The sequence below is a fragment of the Stenotrophomonas sp. YJH_SMC_25 genome, assembly GCF_059369595.1.
Window position 1 is genome coordinate 356,501 of sequence record NZ_JCAFSV010000002.1, and the last position, 26,793, is coordinate 383,293.

Consider the following 26,793-nt stretch of genomic DNA (forward strand, 5'->3'; position numbering starts at 1 on the left):
CCGCCGGTGGAGGGGTTAGGTGAACAACATTGCCGACAGAACGAAGTTGAACATCAGCACCAGCAGCGAAGCGTTGACCACTGCACGGGTGGTCGCCACCGACGTGCCTTCAATGGTCGGCTCGGCATGGAAACCAACATAGGCGGCGACCAGCGCGGCGGTGCCGCCGAAGATCGCCGACTTCAGCATCGCCACGCCGAAGTCATCCCAGAAATCGACGCTGTTGCGCAGCGCCGACCAGAACACGCCATTGTCCAGGCCCAGCACGTGCACGGCCTCGAAGTAGCTGGCACTGATCGCCAGCGAGCAGAAGATGCCGGTCAGCAGCGGCACGGTCAGCACCGCCGCCCAGAAGCGTGGCGCCACGGCCTTGGCCACCGGGTCGATCGCCATCAGCTCCAGCGCCTTGATCTGGTCGGTGGCGCGCATCAGGCCCAGCTCGGCGGCGATCGAACTGCCGGCGCGGCCGATGAACAGCAGCGCGGTCAGCACCGGCGCCAGTTCGCGGTACAGCGACAGGCCAAGCAGGGTCGACAACGCGTCGGCCGCGCCGAAGGTGGTCAGCGTGCGGTAGCCCTGCAGGGTCAGCACCAGGCCGACGAAGGCGCCACCGACGGCGATGATCGGCAGCGAGCGCGCGCCGATCTTGTAGATCTCGCGGGTCAGTTCGGCCAGGAAATCACGGGTCGGCAGGGAACCGCGCAGCACGGTCAGCGAGAACAGCCCGGCGCGGCCCAGCGAGCGGGTGGCTTGGACGAACGGCATCAGGCAACCCTCGCGCGTGGCGCGGCATCGAACGGAATCGGGCCATCCGGCTGGCCATGCAGGAACTGCCGCAGCAGCGGATCCTGGCTGGACTGCAGTGCCTCGGGCGTCCCTTGGAACACGACGCCGCCATTGGCGATCGCGATCACCTGGTCGCAGATCGGCAGGGTCTCGTGCACGTGGTGGCTGACGATGATGCTGGTCAGGCCCAGGCTGTGGTTGAGGCGCTGGATCAGGCTCATGATCACCCCGGAGGCGATCGGGTCCAGCCCGGTCAGCGGCTCGTCGTAGATCATCAGTGGTGGGTCCAGCGCCAGCGCACGGGCCAGCGCCACGCGGCGCGCCATGCCGCCGGACAGTTCGCGCGGCCAGGCGTCGGCGGCGGCCAGCAGGCCCACCGCATGCAGCTTCATCTCCACCAGCCGGCGCAGCACGGCGGCCGGCAGGCGGGTATGCGTACGCAGCGGCAGGGCGACGTTCTCGGCCACGGTGAGGTCGGTCAGCAGACCATTGCCCTGCAGCAGCACGCCCACGCTCTTGCGCATCTCCAGCAGCGCGCTGCTGTCATGCGGGATCGGCTTGCCGAACAGGGTGACGTCGCCGGCCACCGGTCGCAGTTCGCCGGTCAGCGCCGCCAGCAGGGTCGACTTGCCGCTGCCGGAGGGTCCGAGCACGGCGGTGATGCTGCCCTGCGGCACCTGCAGCGACACGTCACGCAGGATCGTGCGTCCGCTCCGGTCGATGCGGACGTTGGACAACTGCACCAGACTGGAGGTGGAAGCCGACATGGGCACCATTAACGTTTTTTAGACATCGAAGGATCGGGCCAGCCGGCTGAACATAAGCAGACTGGACGGTGCAGTATTGTTGCACGGCAGAGCGTGGCGCAGGCCGGGACAATCGGCCGGCAGCCCGGAACAATCCGTACCGTCGATGGGCCGACCATTGAATACTGCCTGCCGTCCTGCACACTGTGCATGATGAGTGACCCAGGCAGCGATTTCCGCCTCTACCATTCCAACTCGCTGGACGTGCTGGCCGCGCTGCTGGCGCGCAACGTGCGTGCGCCGGTGCCAGGCCAGCCATTGCTGGCGCCGGAAGTGGTGTTGATCCCGCAGGTGGCGATGCGCCGCTGGCTGCAAGCGACACTGGCCGCCGAATTCGGTGTCGCCGCCAACCTCGAATTCCTCACCCCGGGCGAGTTCGTGGCCCGCGCGCTGAAGGCCAACGTCAGCGGCGAGCAGGACGATCTGGACGCGGCCGGCCTGCACTGGAAGCTGTACCAGGCCCTGCGCGACCCGACATTGCTGGCGCAGCCACCGATGCGTGCGCTGCAGTCCTATCTTGCCGGCGGTGACGCATTGAAACCCTGGGCGCTGGCCGGCGAGCTGGCCTCGGTATTCGAGAAGTACCAGGCGTGGCGCCGTGACTGGCTGCTGCGCTGGGCAGCCGGTGCCGATCCTGCCGACCCGCAGGCGATCCTGTGGCGCACCATCACCCAGGGCCACGACTACCGCGCCCGCCGCATCCAGGAATACCTGGACCGTTTCGAAGGTGCCGGCCAACCGCTGCCGAAGGGCTTGCCACCGCGCATGTCTGCGTTCGCAACGCTCAACATCTCGCCCGACGTGCTGCGGGTGATGGCCACCCAGGCGCGGGTGGGCGAGCTGCATTTCTATATGCCTACCCCGGTGCAGTCGTACTGGGGCGACCTGCAGACGCTGGCCGAGCGCCTGCGCAGCGGCGCACCGGACCCCTTCGGCGAAGCGGCCGGCGAGAACCGCCTGCTGGAAGCCTGGGGTGCGGCCGGGCGCGACTTCATGGCGGTGCTGGGTAGTTACGAGGTGGTGCATCCGGCCGGCGAGATCGCTGCCTATTCCGATCCGGAGGAGGACACCCGCCCGATCCTGGACGAAGGCGGCCTGTCCGACAGCCTGCTGCATCGCCTGCAGCGTGACCTGTTCCACCGCCGTGCGCTGCCCTCGGGCGCGCTGCGCGACGGGCTGCGCAGCGACGACCCCAGCCTGCAGGTACACGCCTGCCACACCCGCCTGCGCGAACTGCAGGTGCTGCATGACCAGCTGCGCAGCCTGCTGCAGGACCCGCGCTTCGACCCGCCGCTGCAGGCGCGCGAGATCGCGGTGCTGGCGCCGGACATCGATCCCTATGTGCCGTACCTGGAAGCGGTGTTCGGCGGTCGCGGCGGCGAGGAGGAACACATTCCGTATGCGCTGGCCGACAGCAGTCCGCTGGCCGGCGAGCCGTTGGCCGATGTGTTCGTGCACCTGCTGGGCCTGCCGGTCTCGCGCTTTGGCTTGAACGAAGTGCTGGACCTGCTGGCCAGCGCGCCGCTGGCCGAGGCGGCCGGGCTGGAAGCGGTGGACTTCGACCGCCTGCATGGCTGGCTGCAACAGGCCGGTGCACGCTGGGGCCTCGATGCGAAACACCGCAACCAGCACCAGGCACCGGCCGACGACGCCTACACCTGGCAGTTCGCGCTGGATCGCCTGGTACTCGGCCACGCCACCGGCAGCGAGGCCGACCTGGCCGGCGTGGCGCCGTGGATCGAACTGGAAGGCGGTGCGCTGGACGCGCTGGACCGGCTGCTGCGCCTGCTGCGCGTGCTGGCGATCTACCAGCGCCGACTGGGCGAGCTGCTGACCCCGGCGCAGTGGCGGCAACGCCTGCTGTCGCTGCTGGATGCACTGCTGCCCACCGCGCCCAGTTCCCCCAACAGCCAGCGCGCGCTGGAGCGCCTGCGCAAGCTGCTCAACCAGTTCGCCGAAGATGCCGCCAAGGCCGGCTTCGAGGAAGGCGTGCCGCCGGAGGTGGTGCGCGCGCACTTCGCCGGCGCGCTGGGCGAGGCCGATACGCGCGCACCGCTGCTGACCGGTGGCATCAGTTTCGGCCGCATGGTGCCGATGCGCCTGCTGCCGTTCCGGGTGATCTGCGTGCTCGGCCTCAATGATGGCGATTTCCCGCGCCGTGACCCCGCTGCCGGTCTCAACCAACTCACTGCCGAGCTGGATACGCCGCGCCGCCGTCCGGGCGACCGCTCCACCCGCGAGGATGACCGCTTCCTGTTCCTGCAGCTGTTCGCCGCCGCGCAGGAGGTGTTCTATCTCAGCTATCTCGGCGCCGATCCGCGCGATGGCAGCGTGCGCGAGCCGTCGGTGCTGGTCAGCGAACTGATCGATGCCGCCGCCGCGTATCACCTCGATCCGCCTGCGGCGGTCCGCGACTTCACCGTGCGCCACGCCCTGCAGCCGTTCTCACCGGCGGCGTTCGGTGATGGCGATCCGCGTCGCTTCAGCTATCGCCGCCAGTGGCACCCAGCCGCCGGTCGCCTCACCGGCCAGCGCGGTGGCCTGCAGCCGTGGTTCGATGCACCGTTGCCGCCGCCGCTCGACGACGCGGTGGAGGAGGAGGTCGCGCTCGATACCCTGCGCCGCTTCCTGTGCGACCCGGCCGGGCAGTTCCTCGCACAGTCGCTGGGCCTGCGCCTGGCCGACGAGGTCGAGGAGGTGGATGACCTGGAACCGCTGGTGCTGTCCTCGCGCGGGCCGGAAAAGCGCAGCGTGCAGGCGGCGGTAGTGCGCGCCACGCTCAGCGGCGATACCGAGCCGTTGTACCCACGCCTGCGCGCGCGTGGCCTGCTGCCGTCGGGTCCATTGGGCGAGCGTCAGTTCGAGGTGGAGCAGTTGAAGACACGCCCGTATGCCAGTGCGCTGCTGGGCTGGATGCAGGGCGAACCACTGGAAAGCCGTCGCTACGAAGTGGACATCGATGGCGTGCGCCTGCATGGCCGCGTGGCCGATCGGCATCCGGAAGGGCTGGTGCGCTTGCGTGCCGGCACGCTCAATGGCAATGCAGTGATCCGCCACGGCCTGGACTGGCTGCTGGCGAACGCGGCGGGCGACGCGCTGCCGCTTGTGCAGTTCCATGATGGTGGCGACGCCGGTCCCGGCCCGCATGTACTGCCGGCACTGAGCGTTCCCGCTGCACGTGCGGCGCTGCGTGCGCTGCTGCAGCTGCGCCAGCGTGGCCTGCGCGAGCCGCTGCGCTTTGCCCCGTACACCGGTTGGGTGCTGTACAACGCGCCAGCAGAAAAGCAGCGCAGCGAAGGCTGGAAGCAGTGGCACGGCAGCGACCGCAGCTGGGGTGAATCCAGCAGCGACGCCTGGCAGCTGCTGCTGCGGGGTGCCGACCCGTTCGCTACCGAGGCCAGCTACGCTGACCTGCTGCGCAACAGCCAGGTGGTCTTCAGCGCGGTGCGCGAAGGCCGCGCTCTCGGCACCGAAGCACGCCAGGAGGGCAGCGCATGAACACCGCCATCGCCGAAGACGGCCTCGAATCCCTCAGCCGCGATCCCTATCTGGCGCTGTCGCTGGAGGGCATCCGGCTGATCGAAGCCAGCGCCGGCACCGGCAAGACCTTCACCCTGGCCACGTTGTTCACCCGCCTGGTGGTGGAGCAGGGCCTGCGCATCGGCCAGATCCTGGCGGTGACCTTCACCGATGCCGCCACCCAGGAACTGCGCAAGCGCATCCGCGAGCGGCTGGCGCTGGCCGCGCGCCTGGTCGACCTGGAAGCGGCCGACGGTGAAGCACCGGAGGTACGATTGACGCGCGACGTGCTGCAGCGCCATCTGCGGGGCGGCACCGAGAGCGCCGCCGCACTGAAACGCCGCCTGCAGGTGGCCGCAGACGAGATCGACCTGGCGTCCATCTTCACCATTCATGGTTTCTGTACCCGCGTGCTGCGCGAGCATGCGCTGGAAAGCGGCCACACCTTTGATCCGCCGGAACTGCTGGCCAGCGACCGTGAACTGCTGGAGGAGCTCGCGGCCGATCTGTGGCGCGTGCATGCCAACGACCCGGCCACGCTGGAGCCGCTGACCTGGCTGTGGTCCAGCCCCGACGCGCTGGCCGCCGATCTGCGCGCGCTGCTGGGCACACCGCCGCTGCATCCGCTGCCACGGCCGACGGCGCTGGCCGATCCACGCCCGGCATTGCAGAGCGCGGCGGAAGCACTGTCCGCAAGCGTGCGCGAGCATGGCGAGCAGTTCTTCATCGACCTCTGCGATGCCGTCGACAACAAGTGGCTCAACGGCGTGTCATACAAGCTGGGCTGGCTGCACGCGCTGGGCCGGCAGCTGCTGGCCTGGGCCGAGCGCGCCGACCCGCGCGAGCTGCTGGCCAGCGATCGCCTGCCGGCACTGCTGCCGGAGGTGCTGGCCGACAAGACCAACAAGAAATTCCCTGATCGCACGCCGTCGTCGCCATTGCAGGCGCCGTTGGCGCGCTATGTCGCGCTGCTGGCCGAACGCGATGCCTGGCTGCGTGGTACCGCGCTGGATTTCCTGCACACGCTTCGCGCCGAAGCCACGCAGCGCCTGCAGGCGCTGAAGCGTACGCGCCGGGTACAGACCTACGACGATCTGATTGATGGCGTAGCGCTCGCACTGGAAGGCCCGCAGCGGCTGACGCTGGTCAGGCAACTGCGTGCGCAGTACCGCATCGCGCTGGTCGATGAGTTCCAGGACACCGACGATCGCCAGTGGGGCATCTTCCACACCGTGTTCGGCGATTCGCCGGAGGTGCGCGAACTCGGCCTGGCGCCGGCGCTGTTCCTGATCGGCGACCCCAAGCAGGCGATCTACGGTTTCCGCGGTGGCGACATCCACACCTACCTGAAGGCCAAGCAGGTGGCGCAGCAGGCGCCGGTGCTGGACCAGAACTTCCGCTCGCGACCGTCTGTGTTGCGCGCGTTGCAGGCGCTGTACGACAACGGTGGCGAAGACGCCTTCCTCGAACGCGACATCCGGTTCGAGCCGGTACGGCCCGGTGGCGTGCGCAGCGATGCGGACTACCTGCGCGACGGCCAGGCCGCCAAGGCACTCACCCTGCGCGTGCTGCGCAGTGGCGGTGACAAGGCGATGAGCGCCGATGCCTCGCGCGATGCGGCGACCCAGGCCTGCGTGGCCGCGATTCACCAGATCCTGGTCGATGCGCGCGCGGGAAATGCCGTGTTGCGTGGGCGACCGGTGCAGCCCGGTGATATCGCGGTGCTGGTGCGCTCGCATCGCGAGGCCACCCTGGTACAGCGTGCGCTGGCCGCGGTCGGCATTCCCGCGGTGGCGGCCGGCAAGCAGAGCCTGTTCGCCACTGCTGAAGCCCGCGATCTTCGTGCGCTGCTGCTGGCACTGCTGCAACCGGCCGACGAAGGCCGCCTGCGTGCAGCGCTGGCCACCGTGCTGCTTGGCCAGCGGGCCAGCGCGATCGCGGCAATGGAACGCGAAGGTGACCTGCAACGCGGGTTCCAGGCACAGCTGCTGCATTGGCGCGAGCGCTGGCAGCGCGGCGGACCGTTCGCAGTGATTGCCGATGTCTGTGCCGCACAGGGTGAACGCCTGCTGGCGCTGATCGATGGCGAGCGCCGCCTGACCAATTACCTGCAGCTGGGTGAACTGCTGCAGGAGGCTTCGGCGCAGGCGCTGGGCATGCATGGCCTGCTGGACTGGCTGCAGGGGCAGATGGCCAGTGCCGACCAGGATGACGAGCAGCAGCTCCTGCGCCTGGAGTCGGATGCGCGCCGCGTGCAGATCATCACCCTGCACAAGAGCAAGGGCCTGGAGTATCCGCTGGTGTTCCTGCCCTTCGTCGGCATCGACGGCGGCGCGCCGAACACCGCCCCGCACTGCACCGTGCACTTTGGGGGCCAGCGCCAGCTGCACTGGAAGCTGGACAAGGACGAGGCCTGGGAAGCGGCCAACGCGCAGCGTGAGCGCGAGCAGCGTGCCGAGGATGCGCGCCTGCTCTATGTGGGACTGACCCGCGCCGAGCATGCGCTGTGGATCGCCGTGGGTGATCTGGCCGGGCTCGGCAGGACGCGTCTGGCGCCACTGCTGGGTGACCTGCAGGCGCTGCGCGCGCACGCCGATGTGCATATTGATGACAGCGAGGCACCGGCCGCGCTGCCGCAGCTGGCGGCCGAAGTGGAAGGTGACCTGCCGGCGGTACGTGCACTGACCCGGCGCGTGCCGCATGACTGGTGGGTGTACAGCTTCACCCAGCTGGCGCATGCCGATGCGGGCGCTGGCAGTGATATTGAAGCGGCCGCCACCGAGCTGCCGGCACCGGCCGCCGACGAACCGGCCGGCCCGGAGCTGCCGCTGGAACCGGCGCTGCCGGAACCCGCCGCGGCCGTCGAAGACAGCGTGCCGATCGACCCGCGCTTCATGGGCAGCCGCTTCGGCAATGTGCTGCACGAGGCGATGGAGAACGTCGACTTCGTTGCCTGGGGTGACTGGCAGCCGGGCAGGGAAGCGCCCGAGGGGCAAGCCGAGGTGCTACGCAAGGCGCTGCACGACGAAGGCTATGCCGACGTCGACCTGGACGATGGCGTGGCCGTGCTGGTGCCGCTGGTCGGCCACACGCTCACCGTGCCGCTGCCCGAAGGCGGCGCCCTTTACAGCCTGGGCGAAGGCGAGCGGCGCGCGGAAATCGACTTCCATTTCGCCATCGAGCCGACCACGGTGCCGGCGCTGCTGCAGGTGCTGCATGCCCACGGTGTTTCCAGTGGTCGTCGAGGCTTCGGCCAGCGCCGCCGCCTGGAAGGGCTGATGACCGGCATGATCGACCTGACCTACGTGCGCGACGGGCGCTGGTACGTGCTCGACTACAAATCCAATCGTCTGCCCGGCTACAGCCCGGACCTGCTGGCCATCGCCATGCGCCACAGCGAGTACGACCTGCAGGCGCTGATCTATACCGTGGCCCTGCATCGCTGGCTGCGCTTCCGCCTGGGCGCGGCCTACGACTACGAGCGTGACATGGGCGGCATCCGCTACCTGTTCTGCCGCGGCCTCGATGGCACCGGCAACGGTGTGCATGTGGACCGTTTCCCGCTGGCGCTGGTAGATGCACTGGATGCGTTGTTCGCCGGTGGCGAACAGGCCCAAGCCGAACTGGCCGCACGTGCCCGTGGGGCCAGCGCATGAGCCTGCTGAAGGAACTGCACCAGAAGGGCCTGCTGCGCACCCTCGACCACGCGTTGGCGACCAGCCTGATGCGGCTGCGCGGCGACACGCCGGAGAGCGTGGCGCTGGCGGCGGCGCTGGCCTCGCTGGCGGTGGCGCAGGGCCACGCCGGCTTCGATCCGGCGCAGCCGCAGCGCCTGCTGGAAGGGGTGCCCGAGTGGCCCGCCGCGCAGGAGTGGCTGGCACAACTGCGCGCATCGCCTTGGGTGGCTATACCCGAGCAGGCCGACGCCATCGCCGAGGATGCGCCGCTGGTGCTGGAGAACGGCCTGCTCTACCTGCGCCGCTACCGCGAGTACGAACGGCAGTTGGCCGCCGGGCTGCAGCGCATCGGCCGGCATCCGCTGCCGGCACCGGACATGGCAGCGCTGGCACCCTTGTTCGCGCAGCTGTTCCCGCAGGCATCGGGCAGCGAGGATCACCAGGCCCGTGCCGCCGGCGTGACCCTGCGCCATCCGCTGGCGCTGGTGACTGGCGGCCCCGGCACCGGCAAGACCACCACCATCGCGCGCCTGTTGCTGCTGCTGGCGGCGCAGGCCCGGCATGCCGGCCAGCCGCTGCCCGAAGTGGCGCTGGCCGCGCCTACCGGACGCGCCGCCGAGCGCATGGCCGAGAGCCTTCGCGTAGCCGTGCAACGTCTGCAGGAACAAGGAGTGGATGCGACGTTGTGCGCGGCATTGCCCAGTACCGGCACCACCCTGCATCGCCTGCTCGGCGTGATTCCCGATTCACCGCGCTTCCGCCAACACGCTGATAATCCACTGCCGGTGGATGTGGTGGTGGTCGACGAAGCGTCGATGATCGATCTGCCGATGATGGCCAAGCTGGTCGACGCGATCGCCAGCGGCACCCGCCTGATCCTGCTTGGCGACCCCGATCAGTTGCCCTCGGTCGAAGCCGGTGATGTGCTCAGCGCGATCCTGCGCGCCAGCGGTGATGGCATCGGCACCCGCGCCGATGATGCGCAGGCACTGCAGGGTCTGTTGGCACCGGCCACGTTGCAGCCGCAGGCCACGCCGCGCGCCTTCGCCGGCCGCCGCGTGCAGCTGCAACGTGGTTACCGGCAGAGCGATGCGCTGGACCTGGCACCGCTGGCGCATGCCGTGCGCGAGGGCGACAGCGGTACCGCGCTGCAGCTGCTGCGCAGTGGTGAACTGGCCGGCGTGCATTTCCACGAAGGCGAAGCCGATCCACTGCGCGGCCAGCGCGAGCACCTGCTGGGCCATTGGCGTGCGTTGGCCGACGCCGCCGATCCGGTGCTTGCCCTGCAGCAGGCCGGGCGACTGCGCGTGCTGACCGCGCTGCGCGAAGGCCCGCAGGGTGCGCGCGGGCTCAACAGCCGCATCGAACAGCTGCTGGCTGGCAACACCCCGGGATACTTCCAGGGCCGCCTGCTGCTGGTCACCGAGAACAGCTACCGGCACCGCCTGTTCAACGGCGATATCGGCATCTGCCTGCGCGATGGCAGTGGCGCGATGGTGGCCTGGTTCCCCGGCGACACGGTCGAGCAGCCGCGCGCCTTCCACCCGGCCGCACTGCCCGCGCACGAAAGCGCCTTCGCGATGACCGTGCACAAGGCGCAGGGCTCGGAGTTCGATGAAGTGTGGCTGCAGCTGCCGCGCCAGGACAGCCGCGTGCTGTCGCGCGAACTGGTCTACACCGGCCTGACCCGCGCCCGCCAAGTGCTGCATGTGGCGGGCAGCGCAGAGGTGCTGCAGGCCGCATTGAAACGCCACGCCAGCCGATTGGGTGGCCTGGCCTGGCGGCTGGGTACGGAAGCGGTGGCCGAAGCACCGGTGCGCATCGAACAGCCCACGATGCAGGGCCAGTTGTTCTGAATCGGGGTCGGATCCCGTTCCCATCGGGAACGGGCTCTGACCCCTTCACCTGATCGCCAGGCAGAAGCAGTCGAGCATGGCTCGACTTTACAACAGCGTACTTCGATCATTCCGACGTTCATCCACGCATGCCGGGATCTACCGTGTCGACCAAGGTCGACACCCACCAGAGCAGAACGCCGTGCCGGCAGATCGCAGGAAACTGTCGAAGGCGGGGTGGGTCCGGGTGCGGGGGCGTGAGCCGCATGGGCCCGAGGCATGCCTCGGGCGGGTTGGGCAGGACGCCCAACCCCGGTCTTGCCGTGTGCGCAGGACAGCGCACACGAGCAAGCGGCGACCAAGCCCCCATGGATGGGTTGACGGCGTCCCCCTCAACCGGACCTACCCCGCCATCCCAAGGAATACCCGCTTTTGACGTTGACGTTGCCTCGGCAGGTGCAGGGCGCAGCCCTGCCGCCACACCTATTCCGCGATCAGTACCAGCCCATCCGGGAACACGATCGCCGCTTCATCAGCACTCACGTCGAAGAAGCCCACGCCGTGCTTCTCGGCCAGGTCCTGCACGCGGCCGTGCGCGCGCTCGGCCACCGAGTACGCGAAGGCGCCATAGATCACCTGCCGGCCGATGCTGTACTCGGTCACTTCGGCACGATCGTCATCGTCGTTGCTCAATGGGCCGTCCATCGGCGGGAATTCCTGCGCCATCTCCGCGAACCACGCTCGCAGCGCGGGGCTGCTGACTACCGGGTCGTCGTACTCGTGGCGTTCGTTCCACTGCGTCTGCTTTTCGAACCAGGCGATGAATGCCGTTGCCTCACGTGGGGCGGCACTGGCCTCGAACACCATCATGTCGTAACTCATTGAACCATCCTGTTGCAGCGCCAGGGTCGGATCCCTCTCCGCAGGCGAGGGCTCTGACCCCTGCGCGGGGTCTGTGGCTGCACAGGGTATCGCGCTACGGCTGTCCGGCTGCACTCATCGCCAGGCCCGGCGCCAGCGCCTTCGCCTCCGGGAACAGCGCGAAGCGCAGGCCGATCAGGCCCATCAGGGCTTCATCGCGGGCCTTGCAGGCGGCCACGCTACCGACCCGTCCCAGCGAGGTATCCAGCCGCTCGCGCAACGCGTCGGCCGCCACAATCGGCTTGCGCGCGGCGATCTGCCGCCGGTAGTGCACGGCGACCTCTTCCAGAATGTGCTCGACCGCCTCGCGACTGCGCTCGGGCAGTTCCAGCCGGGCGCGGCGCAGCTGCAGGATGTTCAGGCCGATGCGTGCTTCATTGAGCATGTCCACCGAGGCGATGTCGCTGCCCTCCGGCGTTGCCGCCAGGCGCGGCGCGAGCAGGCCGAGCAGGTCAAGCATGCGCGCGGCGAAGCGCTGGCGGTCCTGCTGGCCACGACCTTCGGCGGCTTCGGCCAGCGTGGTCCAGCCCTGCCGCACCAGCCGGCGCGCGGTCCACTCGGCGCCCACCGAACGGAACAGGCGGGTCATCACCACTGCAAAGCCAATGCCGATGAACATCGCGATGGACGAGTTGAGGAAGGTCTGGATGTTGGCGCTGTAGGTGTTCTGCAGGCTCAGCAGCGCGGCCAGGTTGACCGTCAGCGGCAGCGCGAACAGCGCGCTCTTGGGGTGGTGCAGCATCAGCCCCAGCGGCAGGAACGCCACCGCCAGCACCAGCGCCAGCAGGCCGAAGTCGTGCACGGCCGGGAACACGCCGAACAGGTACACGCCGGCCACCACCGAGGCGACCATCGCCCACACCAGGAACGACACCATGCTCGGTGCCGGATCGTCCTGCGCGGCGAAAAATGCGGCGGTCACCGCGGCCATCATCGCGCCGTTGCCGCCGCCTTCCCACCCCAGCGCGATCCACAGCACGCAGTAGCTCATCAGCGCCACGCCGGCACTGAGCGCTGAGAACAGCGCCATGCCGTAGTCGACGTGCTTGTCGGCGGCTACGCGCTCAGTGCGGATGCGGTAGTGCGCACGGTCCAGCGGCGCGGTGCCCTGGTCGATCGCGTGCTGCAGGGTGCGGCAGTCCTGCCACAGGTCCACCAGTTCCTCCAGGCGCAGCAGCAGGCTGGCCAGCTGCAGGTGCTGCAGGTCGCGGTCCACCTGCGGCTTCAATGCACTGATGCGCGCGCGCAGGCGCGCGTATTCGCTGGCGTTGGTCGGGCCATCCAGCCAGTCGTGGATGTCATCGACCAGTGCCGGCAGCCCCTCGGGCAGGTCCTGGCCGTCGCTGCGCAGCGCACTCAGGCGGTCGGCAATCGAGGACAGCACCGGCAACAGCAGCAGCATGCGCTCGCGCAGCCGCTCCATCGACACGGCCGAACCGGCATGGCGCGGGTCGTCGCGGCGCAGGAACTCGATCAGCGCCTCGAACTGCACCAGGTCGGCGGCGAGCCGGTTGCGCGGCGCGTGCGCGCGGCCGCGTTCAAGGATCTGCCGGCACCACTGCGCCGCGTCCTCCATCCAGTTGCCGATGCGGGCGCGCAGCATCGGGCGTACCGAGGCCGGGAACAGCAGCGAAGCAAACAGCACTGCCACCACGGTGCCGAGGATGATCTCCTCGCTGCGGGCCACCACGGTGTCGAAGATGGTCTCCGGCGAGGTCACGGCCGGGAAGCCGATGAAGGCGGTGGTGTAGCCGGCTAGCAGGAACGCGTAACCGCGCGGGCCGCGGTTGAGCAGGGCCATGAACAGGCACCCGGCCAGCCAGATCGACATCGCCGCGCTCAGCACCAGCGGCGTTTCCACCAGCGCCGGCAGCACCAGCAGGGTAGCCAGGCCGGCCACCAGGGTGCCAACGATGCGGTACACGCCCTTGGCGCGGGTTGGGCCCAGCAGCGGCTGGCTGACGATGTACACCGTGCCCATCGCCCAGTACGGGCGCGACAGGTTGCCGGCCATGGCGATGTACAGCGCGGCCACCGCGGCCAGGTAGGTCTTGATCGAGAACAGCCAGGCCTGGCGATCGGTCAGCGCGTTCATGGCTTACTTCGCCGAGGCCTGTGCGGTGGACGGCGCGGGCGGGGCAACCGATGCCTGCCAGCCGCCACCCAGCACCAGGAACAGATGGATCTGGTCGCGCGAGACCTGCGCTTCGGCGGCGGCCAGGGTGGCGTCGCTGGTGGCCAGGCTGCGGTCGGCATCCAGGCTGGACAGGTACGGCGTACGGCCACCCTGGTACAGCCGGCGGTTCTGCTCGGCGGCCAGTGCGGCCTGCTCCTGCGCGATGCGCAGCGACTGCAGCCGGCGCAGGTCCTGCGCATAGCGGTCCAGCGCGGTCTGGGTCTCGCGCAGCGCCTGCAGCACGGTGTGGTCGAACTCGGCCAGCGCGGCATCGGCACCCGCCTCGGCGGCGTGGATGCGTGCGTGCGTGCCGGACGACGGCAGCGTCCACGAGATCAGCGGGCCGATCGACCACTGCTGGGTCATCGGCGTGCCGAAGTCTTCCAGCAGGCCGGCGGCACCCACCGAGGCACCCAGGCGGATGTCCGGGTACAGCTCGGCGGTGGCGACCCCAATCCGCGCCGTGGCCGAGGCCAGCTTGCGCTCGGCCTGGCGCACGTCCGGGCGGCGCTGCAGCAGCGCCCGGCCATCACCGACCGGCAGCGGCTGCGCCAGGCCGGGGGCGTGCGCACAGTCGATCACGCCGGCTGGCAGCTGGCCCGGGGTTTTCCCAAGCAGCGCGGCCAGCGAATAGGCGGCCGCCGAACGCTGCGCGCGTAGCGGCGGCAGTGCCGCCTCCAGCAACGCTACCTGCGCATTGGCGCGGGCCAGTTCCGGCGGCGTGCCGCGGCCGGCCGCGATCAGGCGCTCGGTGACCGTGCGGCTGCGCTGCTGCAGCTGCAGCGAATGCTCGGCCACGTGCAGTTCGTGGTTGGCGTGGCAGATTTCCAGGTAGCTGTCGGCGACCTGCGCGACCACGCTGACCTGGGCCAGGTCGCGCGCCGCAGCGACCGACTGCTCGTCGGCACGCGCTGCCTCGGCGCCGCGCTTGAGCTTGCCGAACAGGTCGAACTGGTAGCTGACCGCGAACTTGCCATCGGCCAGGTTGATCACCGGCAGCTCGTGCTCCTGCAGGAACGATTCGGCCGACAGCTGCGCGCGGCTGACACCGGCCTCGGCCTCGTACTCAAAGCCACCGGCGTCCAGCGCTTGTTCGTACATCGCCGCGGCACGATGCAGGTGTGCATCGGCGGCCTTCAGTTCCACGTTGTCACGCAGCGCCTGGGTGATCAGGCCGTCCAGCACCGGGTCGTTGTACAGCGACCACCAGCGGTCGGGCAGCGCCTGGTTGGCGGCCACCTGCGGGTTCTGCGTATCGATGAAGGCTGTATTGGCCTCCGGGCGCTTGAAGGCCGACCCTTCCGGCAGGGCGTAATCCGGGCCGACGGTCCTGCAGGCCGCCAAGCTGGCCAGCGCAACGATCAGACCGAGACGGGGCAGGGCGGCGTTCACAGGCCCGCCTGTGTCGGCGCAGTGCCGGCCTTGTCGTTGTGCGGATGGCGGCCGGTGTCCACGGTCACCGTGGCGGTGCGGCCGGCGATCAGTTCCACGCCCTTGGGTACTTCGTCGATGGCGATGCGCACCGGAATGCGCTGTGCCAGCCGCACCCAGTCGAAGGCCGGGGTCACGTTCGGCAGCAGGGTGCTGCCGTTGCTGCGGTAGCGGTCCTCGATGCCGGCGGCGATGCTTTCCACGTGGCCACGCAGCGGGGCCGACTCGCCCATCAGGCGGATGTCCACGCTCTGCCCCGGGGCCACGCCGCGCAGGCGGGTTTCCTCGAAGTAGCCATCGATGCGGAACGAGCCGGTATCCAGCAGCGCCAGCACCGGCTTGCCGGCCACCACGTAGTCGCCCACGCGCAGGGTGCGGTCGTTGACCCGGCCATCGGCCGGCGCGCGCACCTCGGTGCGGCCCAGGTTGAGCTCGGCCAGGTCGACCGCCGCCTGTGCGGTGGCCAGCGCCGCCTGTGCGGCCTGCAGCTTGGCGCGGCGCACTTCGGCGTCCTCGGCGGCGACCAGGTCCTGCAGGCTGCGGTCACGGCCGATCTCGCGGCGCAGCTGCGCCACCGATGCCTGGCGCTCGGCCAGGTTGGCGCGGGCCTGCTCCAGCGCGATGCGGTAGCGGGCGCGATCGACCACGAACAGCAGGTCACCCTTCTTCACCGCCTGGTTGTCGGCCACCTGCACCGTTTCCACCAGCCCGGACACGTCCGGCGCCACCTGCACCACGTCGGCACCGACATGGGCATCGCGGGTCCATGGCTCATCCATGTAATAGACCCAGAGCTGGCGCAGCACCAGCAGGGCGATGATCACGGCTGCGCTGGTGAGCAGCACCGGCAGGGTCTTCTTCACGATCTTGTTCACGATTGCATCCAACGCAGGAGGTGGAACAGCAGGCCAAGCACGATCCCGTACAGCGCCAGGTTGAACAGTGGCGGGTGCCATATATGGCGATAGGCACCGGCACGCTGCAGCAGCGCATGCAGGCCGCTGTTGACCAGGTAGGCCAACAACATCAACCCGAGCAGGGTCGGGACGAACACTCCGTGGAGACTGAATTCACCGGGCATCGGTAGGGGCGGGGGCGAGGTGGGGGGAGGGGAGGAACAACGAAACAACGGCAACGGGCAAAAGCCGCTGGCGTGTGCACGGCAGCGGCGGTGTTCAGGGGCAGCGGTCTTACGTGATGCGGTCGGCGGCCTCGGCCAGCAGGCGCCATGCCTTCAGCACGGCGTGCAGTTCATCCATGGAAAGCTCGCCGAACACGTCCTGGCGCAGGCCGATCAACTGGTCTTCCAGCTCGCTGACCAGCGCGTGGCCCGCGTCGGTCAGCCACAGCAGGTTGGCGCGGCGGTCGCTGGCGTCGCTCTCGCGGCGGACCAGGTCGCTGGCGCACAACTTGTCCAGCAGGCGCACCAGGGAGGGTCCTTCCATGCCCAGCTGCTGCGCCAGCGCCACCTGACGGATGCCACCGCCGGAGCGGCCGATCATCAGCAGCGGCATGGTGCAGGCGGTGGAGATGCCGTAGCTGCCGAGCCGGCTGTCGGCCAGGCGCTGCCACTGCCGCCCTGCGTACAGCAGGCCGGAGCTGAGCTGCATCTGCAGCACGGTGCGCTCGTCGAGGGGTCGGTCCATAAGAGATAGATAGGATACTACTAATTTCATTCCTATCAATAGGTTTTTCTGAATGGGTGGGTGTAGTGAGGAAAGCGTTGCGCCTGCCTGGTGTCGGGTGGGGCAGCGGGCGCCGGACGGTGCAGGACACGCCGTGAACCCCCCTCCGGGGTCCGGCCCAGCCGCTGGCGGCTGTGCGTTCGGGCGCTTGCGAGGCATGCCTCGCAAGCAAGCGCCCTCACCCTTGGGGGCTCGGCCGCGGCATCCATGCCGCGGACGGTCCTGCCCCGCCCGGCCCCCGCTGCCTTCCCATCCCCCCGCGAGCGCGGTGGGTTGGCTCTTGGAAGCAAGAGCAGAAGCAGTGCGGACCAACGGTCCGCACCCACCAGGGCAGTGGCCAAAGCAGCCGCACGAAGTATTTCCGAAGCCATGAAACCCAGCTTTTGACCCCGCTCTCGAGCGGTCCGGCCGCGCCCGCAGGAAACTGTCAGGGATGGGGAAGGGCGGCAGGGCAGGACCGTGAGGCGCATGGATGCCCCGACCGAGCCCCCATGGATGGGTTTACGGCGTGTCCTGCCCTGCCGCCCTTCCCCATCCAGACCCGTAACAGGCAGGCGCCGCCAGACCCCCGATGAACCCGACCAACAGGACGACCCACCCCCCGGTCGGGTACGATGCTCGCCCCCCGTTCGGGACGCTGTACGCAATGAGCAAGAACAACGAAAAGGCCGCCCCGCAGGGCGACGTGACCCAGGACCAGGCCGAGGATGCCGTGCGCACCCTGCTGCGCTGGGCCGGTGAGGACCCGTCCCGTGAAGGCCTGCTGGATACCCCCCGCCGTGTCGCCGAAGCCTATGGCGACTGGTTCAGCGGTTACCGCGACGACCCGCGCGCCTACATGGAGCGGACCTTCGAGGAAGTGGCCGGCTACGACGAGCTGATCGTCCTGCGCGACATCGAGTACGAAAGCCACTGCGAGCACCACATGGCCCCGATCATCGGCCGCGTGCACGTCGGCTACCTGCCGGCCGGCAAGGTGGTGGGCATCAGCAAGCTGGCCCGTGTCGTCGAAGCCTACGCCCGCCGTTTCCAGGTGCAGGAGAAGATGACCGCGCAGATCGCCCAGTGCATCCAGGATGTGCTGCAGCCGATCGGCGTCGGCGTGGTCGTCGAAGGCGCCCACGAGTGCATGACCACCCGCGGCATCCACAAGCGCGGCGTCAGCATGGTCACCTCCAAGATGCTGGGCAGCTTCCGCGACGACGCGCGTACCCGCGCCGAGTTCCTGCGCTTCATCGAAGTGGGCGGCAAGCGCTGAGCCGCTTGCCCGCACCACGCCGGCTCCTGCAGGCCGGCATGCCCACGGCTGTCCACGCGGCAGCTGTGCATGGCGGTTTGTCCCTGTCAGCCCTACAGACTTCTTTCGCTGCATGAAGCATCGCGAACGCATTGCCCGTTACCGCCACCTGCGCGAACAGCCCCAGTGGAAGCTGCTTGCCGCCGACCACGCTCCGGAAATCATCGGCCTGCTGCAGGGCCTGCTGATGGACGGCGAGCGCACGCTGCCGTCCTCGGTACTGAACGAGCGACTGCAGCGCGCGCTGGACCAGCTGGCCGGCGATGAACTCTCGCGCGAGCTGCCGCGCACCGCCCAGGCCTACATCGCGCACTGGCTGGCCCAGGGCTGGCTGGAACGCCGTCTGCCCGAAGGCGCCGACCAGGAGCAGTACGAGCTGGCGACCGCGGCACTGCAGGCGATCCGCTTCGCCGACGGCCTCGAGCAGGCCCGCGTGGCCGCCACCGAAAGCCGCCTGGCGCTGGTCATTGAGCAGCTCTCGGCGCTGGCTGCGCAGACCGAAGCCGATCCCGATGCGCGCCTGTCCGCGCTGCACGACGAGCGCGACCGCATCGATGCCGAAATCGCCCGGGTCGGCACCGGCCGCGTGGTTGCGCTGGACGGCAAGCGCGCGCTGGAACGCACCCGCCAGATCATCGGCCTGGCCGACGAGCTGACCGAGGACTTCCGCCGCGTGCGCGATGACTTCGAGCAGCTCAACCGCGATTTCCGCGAACGCATCATCGACGACGAGGGCGAGCGCGGCGATGTGCTGTCGCAGCTGTTCGAAGGTGTGGATGTCATTGGCGAAAGTGACGCCGGGCGCAGTTTCCAGGCCTTCTGGCGCCTGCTCAACGACGCCGAACAGAGTGCCCAGCTCGATGCCGCGCTGGAAGCGGTGCTGGCGCGCGGCTTCGCCCGCCGCCTGGACCGCAACGAACGCAACTTCCTGCGCAGCTTCACCAGCACCATGCTCGAGCGCGGTGGCCAGGTACACGACGTCCTGCAGAACTTCGCGCGCAGCCTGCGCGGCTTCGTGCAGAGCCGTGGCTACCTGGAACAGCGCCGCCTCAACCAGTTGTTGAAGCAGGCGCAGTCCGAAGCGCTGGCCCTGCGCGACGAATTCCCCGCACAACGCGGCATCGGCCGCGACCTGCAGCTGACCACCAGCCGCCTGCGCTCGTGGTCGCAGTGGAAGCTGCATGATCCGCGCAGCGCCCAGGTCGACGGCAATGTCGAGTACAACGACGCGGCCGCGATCAGCCTGGAGAGCGTCGGCGACCTGGTCGCTTCGTCCGAAATCGACTTCCGCACCCTGCGCCGCGACCTGCACGACCTGCTCGATGCACAGCCGCGGCTCAGCATCGCCCAGGCCCTGTCGCAGCGCGAGGCGCCGCAAGGTCTTGGCAGCGTCATCGGCTATCTGTCGCTGGGCACGCGCTTCGGCAACGTGGTCGCCGGCGAGCAGGAGCTTGCGCAATGGCGTGGTGGCGACGGCCAGGTCCGTCGCGCCCGCATCCCGCTGGTTTGGTTCACCCAGGAGAGACGCCATGAGCTGGCATGAAGATCCCATCGACGCAGCGCAGGCCGACGTGGCGGAAGACGCCTACGAGGCCGAACCGGTGGCGGCCGTGGCGCAGCCCCGCCGTGGCAACGACGTGTACTACCTCGGCGATACCGGGCGCCTGCCGCTGGACGCACGCCGCGCGCTGTGCCAGCTGCTGATCGGCCCCAGCATCGACCAGCTGCGCCACGCCAAGCTGTGGCCGGCACTGATCCGCAGCGAGGCGGCCATCCGCTCCTCGCTGGCGGACCTGTTCCTGGAACTTGTGCTCGACCGTGACAGCGGCGTGGCCTTCACCCGCCAGGCCGATACCGAAGACGTGGATGCGCCGGTGCTGCTGCGCACCTCGCCGCTGACCTTCATCGACTCGGTGCTGCTGCTGTACCTGCGGCAGCAGCTGGCCGAGGCCGATGCGCGCGGCAACCGCGCGGTGGTCGCCGATGCCGAAATGGCCGAAGCACTGGCCATCTACGAAAAGAACCTGTCCACCGACCGCGCCGGCTTCAACCGCCGCGTCGCCTCGGCGGTGCAGAAGATGAAGGACAACCACATCCTGACCCGCCTCAGCGGCCAGGAAGACCGCCACGAAGTCTCGCCGGCGCTGAAGCTGCTGTTCTCCGCCGAAGACGTGTCCCAGCTCTCGGCGGTCTACCGCCAGCTGCGCGAAACCCCGGCCGCCGAGGCCTGAGAGACCCGACCATCGCATGGCTATCTCCAAGCACACTCCCGCCCTGTTCAACGAAGGCCTGCCGGACCCGCGCCTGCAGCAGTTCCGCATGCGCCGCCTGCAGGTGCACAACTGGGGCACCTTCAACGGCCTGACCGAAGTACCGATCGCCGAGCGCGGCTTCCTGTTCGTCGGACGTTCCGGCTCGGGCAAGTCGACACTGCTCGATGCCATGTCCGCGCTGCTGACGCCGCCGGCCATCGTCGACTTCAACGCTGCTGCGCGTGAAGCCGAGCGCAGTGGCCGCGACCGCAACCTGGTGTCCTACGTGCGTGGCGCGTGGGCTGACCAGCAGGACAGCGGCACCGGCGAAATCGCCACCCAGTACCTGCGCAAGGGCGCCACCTGGACCGCACTGGTGCTGGAATACCGCGCCGGCGATGGCCGCGTGGTCAGCCTGGTGCGCCTGCTGTGGATCTCCGGCAACGGCACCTCGGCCGGTGACGTGCGCAAGCACTACATGATTGCCGAGCGCCCGTTCGACATCGCCAAGGATCTTGGTGGGTTCGACCTGGACCTGCGCAAGCTCAAGCAGAAGCTGTCCGACCTGCACCACTTCGACACCTTCTCCGGCTACGCCGAGCGCTTCCGCGACCTGCTCGGCATCGACAATGAGATGGCGCTGCGCCTGCTGCACAAGACGCAGTCGGCGAAGAACCTGGGCGACCTCAACGTCTTCCTGCGCGACTTCATGCTCGACACGCCGAAGACCTTCGACGCCGCCGAGCGCCTGGTCAGCGACTTCGCCGAGCTCGATGGCGCGCACCAGGCGGTGGTCACCGCCCGTCGCCAGGTGGAGACCCTGCTGCCGGCACGCGCCTACTACAACGACCTGAAGGAAATGCACCGCCGGCGCGGCGACGACGAAGCCCTCAAGCTTGGCGTCGACAGCTTCCGTGAAAGCCGCCGCCAGGCGCTGATCGAAGCGCGCCTGCGCGAGATGGACGTGCGTGACCGTGGCCTGCTTGGCGAAGAAGCCCAGCGCCGTGCCGCACTGGACAATCACACCGAGCGCCTGGCCGAACTGGAACTGCAGCGCCGCCAGCAGGGTGGTGAGCGCATCGAAGAACTGGAACGCGAGCAGGGCCGCGCCGAAGCCGAGCGCGACCGCCGCCAGGCCAAGCGCGAGCAGGCAAGCCTGGCCGCGCAGCAGCTGGGGGCCGAACTGCCGGACGACGCACACGGCTTCGCCGAACTGGTTGAGCGCGCACAGAACGAGCTGCAGGACCGCCAGCGCGCCTCTTCGGCGCTGGACGATGCGATCAGCGATCGCCTGGGTGGCAAGCGCGATGACGAGCGCCGCTTCGGCGAGGTCCGTGCGGAACTCGAAGCGATGCAGCGCACGCCCTCCAACATCCCGGCGCCGATGCAGAAGCTGCGCGCGCGCCTGGCCGAGGAAACCGGCATCGCTGAAGCGGCGCTGCCGTTCGTCGGTGAACTGATCCAGGTCCGCTCGGAAGAGCAGGGCTGGCAGGGTGCCATCGAGCGCGTGCTGGGTGGCTTCGCGCTGTCGCTGCTGGTCGACGACAAGCATTACAACGACGTCGCCGAGTGGGTGAACCGTACCCACCTGGGCATGCGCTTCACCTACTACCGCGTGCGCCGCAACGATGATGCGTTCGCCCGTGAGCCGTCGGCGAAGTCGCTGCTGCACAAGCTGGAACTGCGCGAACACGTGTTCGAAAGCTGGCTGCGCCGCGAGCTCGGCAAGCGATTCGACTACGAGTGCGTGGATGCCAAGCAGCTGCGCAACGTCGACCGCGGCATCACCCGCGAAGGCCAGGTCAAGCATCCGGGCGACCGTTTCGAGAAGGATGACCGCAGTGCGGTGGGCGACCGCCGTCGCTGGATCCTCGGCTTCAACAACCACGACAAGGTGGGCGCCTTCGAGCGCGAAGCTCAGGAACTGGCCAAGCGCATCGCCAGCTGCGAGACCGACATCGCGCGCCTGCGTGGGCAGCGTGACCGCGACAACGAACGCCGCCTGGCCTGCCACGAGCTGGTCAGCATCAGCTGGAACGAGATCGACATCGCCGCCCCGCAGCAGCGCCTGAGCGACATCGAGGCCACGCTGCGCGACCTGCGCGAAGGCAATGCCGACCTCGCCAAGCTGGCCAAGCAGATTGACGCCGTGCGCGCCGACATCGAGCAGGCCCGCCGCACCTATGAAGACGTCCGCGTCGAGCGCGGGCAGCTGGTCAAGGAACGCGACCGCCTGGACCGCGCGCGCCAGCAGAGCCGTGCGCTGGTGCTGCCGAGCCTGGCCCAGGAGCAGGAAGCCGGCCTTGCCGAGCGCCTGCAGGAGCAGGGTCCGCTCAGCCTGGAAACGCTGGAAGCGCACATGCGCCAGGTCAGCAACGCGCTGAACGAGCAGCTGTCGTCCTCGCAGCAGGACCTCAACCGCATCGAGAACCAGCTGATCGGCTGCTTCCGTCGCTTCATCCAGCAATGGCCGGAGGAATCGGGCGACTTCACCGTGTCGGTGGCCTCGGCCGAGGACTTCCTCGCACGCCTCGAACGACTGGAGCGCGATGGCCTGCCGCAGCACGAAGAGCGCTTCTTCGATCTGCTGCAGAACCAGAGCAAGAACAACCTGCTGGCCCTGCAGCGCCACAGCGCCGAGGCCCGCAAGTCGATCGGCCAGCGCCTGGACGAAGTGAACGCCAGCCTGGAACAGGTGCCGTTCAACCGCGGTACGTTGCTGACCATCGAACTGAGCGACCGTCGTCTGCCGGAAGTGGGCGAGTTCCAGCTGCAGCTGCGCGAAGTGCTGTCGCAGCAGCAGACCGAGCAGCGCGAGCTGGCCGAATCGCAGTTCACCGTGCTGCGCCAGCTGGTCAACCGCCTGGGCTCGCAGGAAGGCGAGGACAAGCGTTGGCGGGAGCTGGTGCTGGACGTGCGCATGCACGTGGAGTTCATCGGCGTCGAGCTGGATGCGGAAACGCGCCAGCAGGTCGAGATCTATCGCAGCGGCGCCGGCAAGTCCGGTGGTCAGCGCCAGAAACTGGCTACCACCTGCCTGGCGGCCGCGCTGCGCTACCAGCTCGGCGGTGCTGACAGCCAGCTGCCCAGCTACGCCGCAGTGGTGCTCGACGAAGCCTTCGACAAGGCCGACAACGAGTTCACCGCCCTGGCGATGAACATCTTCGACAACTTCGGCTTCCAGATGGTGGTTGCCACCCCGCTGAAGTCGGTGATGACGCTGGAACCGTTCATCGGCGGCGCCTGCTTCGTCGAAATCAGCGGTCGCCACGACTCCGGCGTGCTGCTGATCGAGTATGACGAGGAAGGCAAGCGCCTGAAGCTGCCCGAGCGCAGCCGCCAGCAGGCCAACGAACCGGAAGAAGCCGAGGCCTGACCTGGCCGATTGAAGGGGAATGCCGGCCAGCGGCCGGCACTACCCATGGGCGGGGTTCATGACCTGATCGGATGGGGATGCCGGCCAGCGGCCGGCACTACCCATGGGCGGGGTTCATGACCCGATCGGATGGGAATGCCGGCCAGCGGCCGGCACTGCCCATGGGCGGGGTTCATGACCTGATCGGATGGGGATGCCGGCCAGCGGCCGGCACTGCCCATGGGCGGGGTTCATGACCTGATCGGATGGGGATGCCGGCCAGCGGCCGGCACTATCCATGGGCGGGGTTCATGACCTGATCGGATGGGGATGCCGGCCAGCGGCCGGCACTACCCATGGGCGGGGTTCATGACCCGGTAGTGCCGGCCGCTGGCCGGCAACCGCGTTCACGCAGCGCGGAACGTATCCCACGCCATCCGCGCGATCAGCACCACCACCAGCCCCACGAACAGCTTGCGGATGAACGGCGTGCCGCCCTTCAGCGCCAGGCGCGTGCCCACCACCGAGCCGATGATGTTGGCCGCCGCCATCGGCAGCGCGAACAGCCACAGGATGTTGCCGGTCGGCACGAAGAACGAGATCGCCGCCACATTCGTCGCCAGGTTCACCACCTTTGATGCCGCCGAGGCGCGCAGGAAATCCAGCCCGAAGAAGCGCACGAACAGGAAGATCAGGAAGCTGCCGGTGCCCGGCCCGAAGAAGCCGTCGTAGAAGCCGATCGCCGCACCGATCGCCAGCGCGATCACCAGTTCGCGGCGACCGATCTCCTGCGGACGGTGCAGCGCGCCGAAGTCCTTCTTCCACAGTGTGTAGGCCAGCATCGCGACCAGCAGCACCAGCACCAGTGGGCGCACCGCGTCCTTGGGCAGCAGGCTTACCGCGGTGGCGCCGGCGAAGGAGAAGATGAAGGCCGTGCCGGCCGCGAACAACACCGGCTTCCACGGGAAGCGCACGTTGCGCGCATAGCGCCAGGCGGCCGCACCGGTACCGAACATCGAACTGAACTTGTTGGTACCAAACAGCATCGCCGGCGTCTGCTGCGGCAGCACCGTGAACAGGCCAGGCAGCTGCACCAGCCCACCGCCACCGACGGCGGCATCGACCAGCCCGGCGATGAAGGCGATGACCACCAGCCACCACAACTCAGGGGGAACCAGTTCCAGCACGGCGATCAATCGATATGGGGGCGCGACAGCATACGCCTGTCCTGCACTGGTTGACCGGTGCCCCGCGTGGATCCATCCGCACAACCCGGCGACAATGTCCGCATGAGCCGAAAACCCACCGATCCCTGCCCCTGCGGCCTTCCCGCCGAGTACGCCGCCTGCTGTGGCCGTTTCCATGCCGGTGAGGCCGCCCCCGATGCCGAGCGCCTGATGCGATCACGTTACAGCGCCTATGTGCGGGGGCTGGCGGACTATCTGCGCCAGAGCTGGCATCCGGATACCCGTCCGGCCGAGTTGTCGCTGGATGATGCACCCGGCCAGCGTACGCATTGGCTGGGCCTGACCGTGCACGAGCACACCGTCACCGGCGCCGACAGCGCCGAAGTGCGTTTCACCGCCCGCTACCGCGTGGGCGGCGGCAGCGCGGTGAAGATGGCCGAGCACAGCCGCTTCCTGCGCGTCGACGGCCGCTGGTACTACCTCGACGCGGTGTGAGCCTCAGCCGCCGCGTGCCGCCAGCACGCGCTGGCCGGCATGCGCGCGGACCTGGTTGCGGCCACCGTCCTTGGCTGCGTACAGCGCCTGGTCGGCGGCCTTGATCACTGCCGCTGGCCGCTCATCCACGCGGCTGTCTGCCAGCCCGATGCTCACCGTCACCTGCACCGTCTGCCCGCTTCCGCCGCGTCCGCGCTGCCGGCGCCCCGTTTCATCGTCGCGGCTGCGTGTGCTCCGGTCGCGCAGCTGCATGCGGGTGTCCTCGATGGTCTGCCGCAGCGCCTCGACTGCATCCACGCAGGCGGCTGCGGGACGATCCAGGAACACCACCGCGAACTCCTCGCCGCCATAGCGGAACGCCCGGCCACCATCGCCCACCCGGCCCAGGCGCGAGGCCACCAGGCGCAGCACATCGTCGCCGGTGTCGTGGCCGTGGGTGTCGTTGAACGACTTGAAGTGGTCCACGTCCACCATCGCGATGCTGTAGGTGCCGCGCGCCCGCTGCAGGGTCTCATTGAAGGCGCGGCGCCCCGGCAGGCCGGTCAGCTCATCGCGGAAGGCCATATGGAAGGACTCCTGCAGCATCGCGCCCAGCATCAGCAGCAGGGCCGCGCTGGCCAGTGCCGGTAGCAGCACCGGCTGCAGGAACACCCGTGGCAGCATCCACCACAGGCACAGCAGGGCCAGCAGCATCGCCGTGTGCAACGGGCGCGGATGCCGCCAGGCCTGCCAGCCCAGCGCGGCGGTTGCCAGAAGGAACAGCAGCGCTGGCAGCTGTGCCAGCGCGTTCCAGTCGGCCGGAATCCAGCTCCAGTGGCGGTTGGACAGCAGATCGTGCATGCCCCGGGGTTGCTGCGTGGCCAGTAGCAGGAAGATCATCAGCCCGGTGCCACTGGCAACACCCCGCAGCAGCAGGTCGCGGCGGCGCCGCCCGCGCTCGGGCCACAGTGCCAGGCCCGCGAACAGCAAGGGCAACCAGGCCGAAATGGCATGGAAGCGCAGCGGTGTCAGCGCCGTGACATGGCCGCTGTGCAGATAGCCGCCCACGTCCTGGTGCAGCAGCGCGAACATGACCGCCACCACCAGCAGCAGGCAGAGCGTACGCACCTGGTGGTAGAGCAGGGCAAGGCCGGCGCCGAGGCAGGCCAGCAGCCAGGGCAGGATGCGTTGGGCCGGACTGGCAACGTCTTCGTTGCCCAGTGCTGCCCACAGCACCACGGCAACCAGCACGGCGGGCAGCACGAACAGGTAATGCGCAGGCTGTCGGAGCGGATGCAGGGGCAAGCAGGAATTCCAGCGCGGTGACGACGCGGCCGCAGCATTGCCGTTAGCGGCGTTCGCACCGGCTTCTTGAATGCGGGATGGTCACGC

The 26,793-nt window shown here is 68.9% G+C and carries 18 protein-coding genes; 8 read left to right on the plus strand and 10 right to left on the minus strand.

Going from position 1 to position 26,793, the window contains the following annotated elements; genetic code table 11:
* Positions 1-15: 15 nt before the first annotated feature.
* Positions 16-765 (minus strand): MlaE family lipid ABC transporter permease subunit, encoded by a 750-nt coding sequence (locus AC5P7E_RS04610; RefSeq protein WP_005414955.1) that lies wholly within the window; start codon positions 763-765, stop codon positions 16-18.
* Positions 765-1,553, minus strand: coding sequence for an ABC transporter ATP-binding protein (locus AC5P7E_RS04615; RefSeq protein WP_005411704.1), 789 nt, complete (start codon positions 1,551-1,553; stop codon positions 765-767). The genes AC5P7E_RS04610 and AC5P7E_RS04615 overlap by 1 nt, the downstream gene beginning before the upstream one ends.
* A 189-nt stretch (positions 1,554-1,742) precedes the next feature.
* Here AC5P7E_RS04615 and recC point away from each other — a divergent pair, with 189 nt between their 5' ends.
* Genes recC through recD form a run of 3 tightly spaced genes read left to right on the plus strand, consistent with a single transcriptional unit; the run spans position 1,743 to position 10,644 of the window.
* Positions 1,743-5,090: an exodeoxyribonuclease V subunit gamma gene (gene recC / locus AC5P7E_RS04620; protein ID WP_114618743.1), complete on the plus strand. Its 3,348-nt coding sequence runs from the start codon at positions 1,743-1,745 to the stop codon at positions 5,088-5,090.
* Positions 5,087-8,767, plus strand: a complete 3,681-nt coding sequence (recB, locus tag AC5P7E_RS04625; RefSeq protein ID WP_100438165.1) for an exodeoxyribonuclease V subunit beta — start codon at positions 5,087-5,089, stop codon at positions 8,765-8,767. Before recC ends, recB begins: the two co-directional genes overlap by 4 nt.
* On the plus strand, positions 8,764-10,644 hold the full coding sequence (recD, locus tag AC5P7E_RS04630; RefSeq protein WP_114618744.1) for an exodeoxyribonuclease V subunit alpha: 1,881 nt from the start codon (positions 8,764-8,766) through the stop codon (positions 10,642-10,644). The genes recB and recD overlap by 4 nt, the downstream gene beginning before the upstream one ends.
* A gap of 462 nt (positions 10,645-11,106) precedes the next feature.
* On the opposite strand, the gene AC5P7E_RS04635 is transcribed toward recD, so the two are convergent.
* The 6 genes from AC5P7E_RS04635 to AC5P7E_RS04660 form a co-directional block, all read right to left on the minus strand.
* The gene (locus AC5P7E_RS04635) at positions 11,107-11,505 is read right to left on the minus strand and encodes a hypothetical protein (RefSeq protein WP_005411700.1); all 399 of its coding nucleotides are present in this window, start codon (positions 11,503-11,505) and stop codon (positions 11,107-11,109) included.
* 94 nt (positions 11,506-11,599) lie between these two features.
* Positions 11,600-13,639, minus strand: coding sequence for an FUSC family protein (locus tag AC5P7E_RS04640; RefSeq protein WP_005411699.1), 2,040 nt, complete (start codon positions 13,637-13,639; stop codon positions 11,600-11,602).
* 3 nt (positions 13,640-13,642) lie between these two features.
* Positions 13,643-15,112: an efflux transporter outer membrane subunit gene (locus AC5P7E_RS04645; RefSeq protein WP_114618745.1), complete on the minus strand. Its 1,470-nt coding sequence runs from the start codon at positions 15,110-15,112 to the stop codon at positions 13,643-13,645.
* Positions 15,109-16,026: an efflux RND transporter periplasmic adaptor subunit gene (locus AC5P7E_RS04650; RefSeq protein WP_005411697.1), complete on the minus strand. Its 918-nt coding sequence runs from the start codon at positions 16,024-16,026 to the stop codon at positions 15,109-15,111. The genes AC5P7E_RS04645 and AC5P7E_RS04650 overlap by 4 nt, the downstream gene beginning before the upstream one ends.
* A complete protein-coding gene (locus AC5P7E_RS04655; RefSeq protein WP_005411696.1) occupies positions 16,023-16,232 on the minus strand; it encodes a DUF1656 domain-containing protein in 210 nt (69 codons plus the stop codon). Before AC5P7E_RS04655 ends, AC5P7E_RS04650 begins: the two co-directional genes overlap by 4 nt.
* Positions 16,233-16,341: 109 nt before the next feature.
* Positions 16,342-16,797, minus strand: coding sequence for a MarR family winged helix-turn-helix transcriptional regulator (locus AC5P7E_RS04660; RefSeq protein ID WP_012481667.1), 456 nt, complete (start codon positions 16,795-16,797; stop codon positions 16,342-16,344).
* A 685-nt stretch (positions 16,798-17,482) separates the two neighbouring features.
* Between AC5P7E_RS04660 and folE the strand changes: the two genes are divergently transcribed.
* The 4 genes from folE (at position 17,483) to AC5P7E_RS04680 (ending at position 23,761) form a co-directional block, all read left to right on the plus strand.
* Complete coding sequence (gene folE, locus AC5P7E_RS04665; protein WP_004141296.1) at positions 17,483-18,094, plus strand: GTP cyclohydrolase I FolE; 612 nt, start codon at positions 17,483-17,485, stop codon at positions 18,092-18,094.
* Positions 18,095-18,206: 112 nt separating this feature from the next.
* Entirely contained in the window at positions 18,207-19,676 is a 1,470-nt protein-coding gene (locus AC5P7E_RS04670; RefSeq protein ID WP_005411693.1) for a DUF3375 domain-containing protein, read from the plus strand.
* Positions 19,663-20,364: a DUF4194 domain-containing protein gene (locus tag AC5P7E_RS04675; RefSeq protein ID WP_005411692.1), complete on the plus strand. Its 702-nt coding sequence runs from the start codon at positions 19,663-19,665 to the stop codon at positions 20,362-20,364. The genes AC5P7E_RS04670 and AC5P7E_RS04675 overlap by 14 nt, the downstream gene beginning before the upstream one ends.
* Before the next feature lie 16 nt (positions 20,365-20,380).
* On the plus strand, positions 20,381-23,761 hold the full coding sequence (locus AC5P7E_RS04680; RefSeq protein WP_005411691.1) for an ATP-binding protein: 3,381 nt from the start codon (positions 20,381-20,383) through the stop codon (positions 23,759-23,761).
* 386 nt (positions 23,762-24,147) lie between these two features.
* On the opposite strand, the gene AC5P7E_RS04685 is transcribed toward AC5P7E_RS04680, so the two are convergent.
* Positions 24,148-24,927, minus strand: a complete 780-nt coding sequence (locus AC5P7E_RS04685; RefSeq protein ID WP_005411690.1) for a sulfite exporter TauE/SafE family protein — start codon at positions 24,925-24,927, stop codon at positions 24,148-24,150.
* Positions 24,928-25,029: 102 nt separating this feature from the next.
* Between AC5P7E_RS04685 and AC5P7E_RS04690 the strand changes: the two genes are divergently transcribed.
* Entirely contained in the window at positions 25,030-25,422 is a 393-nt protein-coding gene (locus AC5P7E_RS04690) for a YchJ family protein (RefSeq protein WP_005414942.1), read from the plus strand.
* A gap of 3 nt (positions 25,423-25,425) precedes the next feature.
* Here the strand turns inward: AC5P7E_RS04690 and AC5P7E_RS04695 are convergent, their stop codons facing one another.
* Positions 25,426-26,706, minus strand: coding sequence for a GGDEF domain-containing protein (locus AC5P7E_RS04695; RefSeq protein WP_495222824.1), 1,281 nt, complete (start codon positions 26,704-26,706; stop codon positions 25,426-25,428).
* Positions 26,707-26,793 lie beyond the last annotated feature (87 nt).

Coding starts and splice junctions, on each gene's coding strand:
- AC5P7E_RS04610 (WP_005414955.1), bottom strand. CDS start 765: ATGCCGTTCGTCCAAGCCACCCGCTCGCTGGGCCGCGCCGGGCTGTTC.
- recC (WP_114618743.1), top strand. CDS start 1,743: ATGATGAGTGACCCAGGCAGCGATTTCCGCCTCTACCATTCCAACTCG.
- AC5P7E_RS04640 (WP_005411699.1), bottom strand. CDS start 13,639: ATGAACGCGCTGACCGATCGCCAGGCCTGGCTGTTCTCGATCAAGACC.
- recD (WP_114618744.1), top strand. CDS start 8,764: ATGAGCCTGCTGAAGGAACTGCACCAGAAGGGCCTGCTGCGCACCCTC.
- AC5P7E_RS04680 (WP_005411691.1), top strand. CDS start 20,381: ATGGCTATCTCCAAGCACACTCCCGCCCTGTTCAACGAAGGCCTGCCG.
- AC5P7E_RS04675 (WP_005411692.1), top strand. CDS start 19,663: ATGAGCTGGCATGAAGATCCCATCGACGCAGCGCAGGCCGACGTGGCG.
- AC5P7E_RS04635 (WP_005411700.1), bottom strand. CDS start 11,505: ATGAGTTACGACATGATGGTGTTCGAGGCCAGTGCCGCCCCACGTGAG.
- recB (WP_100438165.1), top strand. CDS start 5,087: ATGAACACCGCCATCGCCGAAGACGGCCTCGAATCCCTCAGCCGCGAT.
- AC5P7E_RS04690 (WP_005414942.1), top strand. CDS start 25,030: ATGAGCCGAAAACCCACCGATCCCTGCCCCTGCGGCCTTCCCGCCGAG.
- AC5P7E_RS04655 (WP_005411696.1), bottom strand. CDS start 16,232: ATGCCCGGTGAATTCAGTCTCCACGGAGTGTTCGTCCCGACCCTGCTC.
- AC5P7E_RS04615 (WP_005411704.1), bottom strand. CDS start 1,553: ATGTCGGCTTCCACCTCCAGTCTGGTGCAGTTGTCCAACGTCCGCATC.
- AC5P7E_RS04660 (WP_012481667.1), bottom strand. CDS start 16,797: ATGGACCGACCCCTCGACGAGCGCACCGTGCTGCAGATGCAGCTCAGC.
- folE (WP_004141296.1), top strand. CDS start 17,483: ATGAGCAAGAACAACGAAAAGGCCGCCCCGCAGGGCGACGTGACCCAG.
- AC5P7E_RS04670 (WP_005411693.1), top strand. CDS start 18,207: ATGAAGCATCGCGAACGCATTGCCCGTTACCGCCACCTGCGCGAACAG.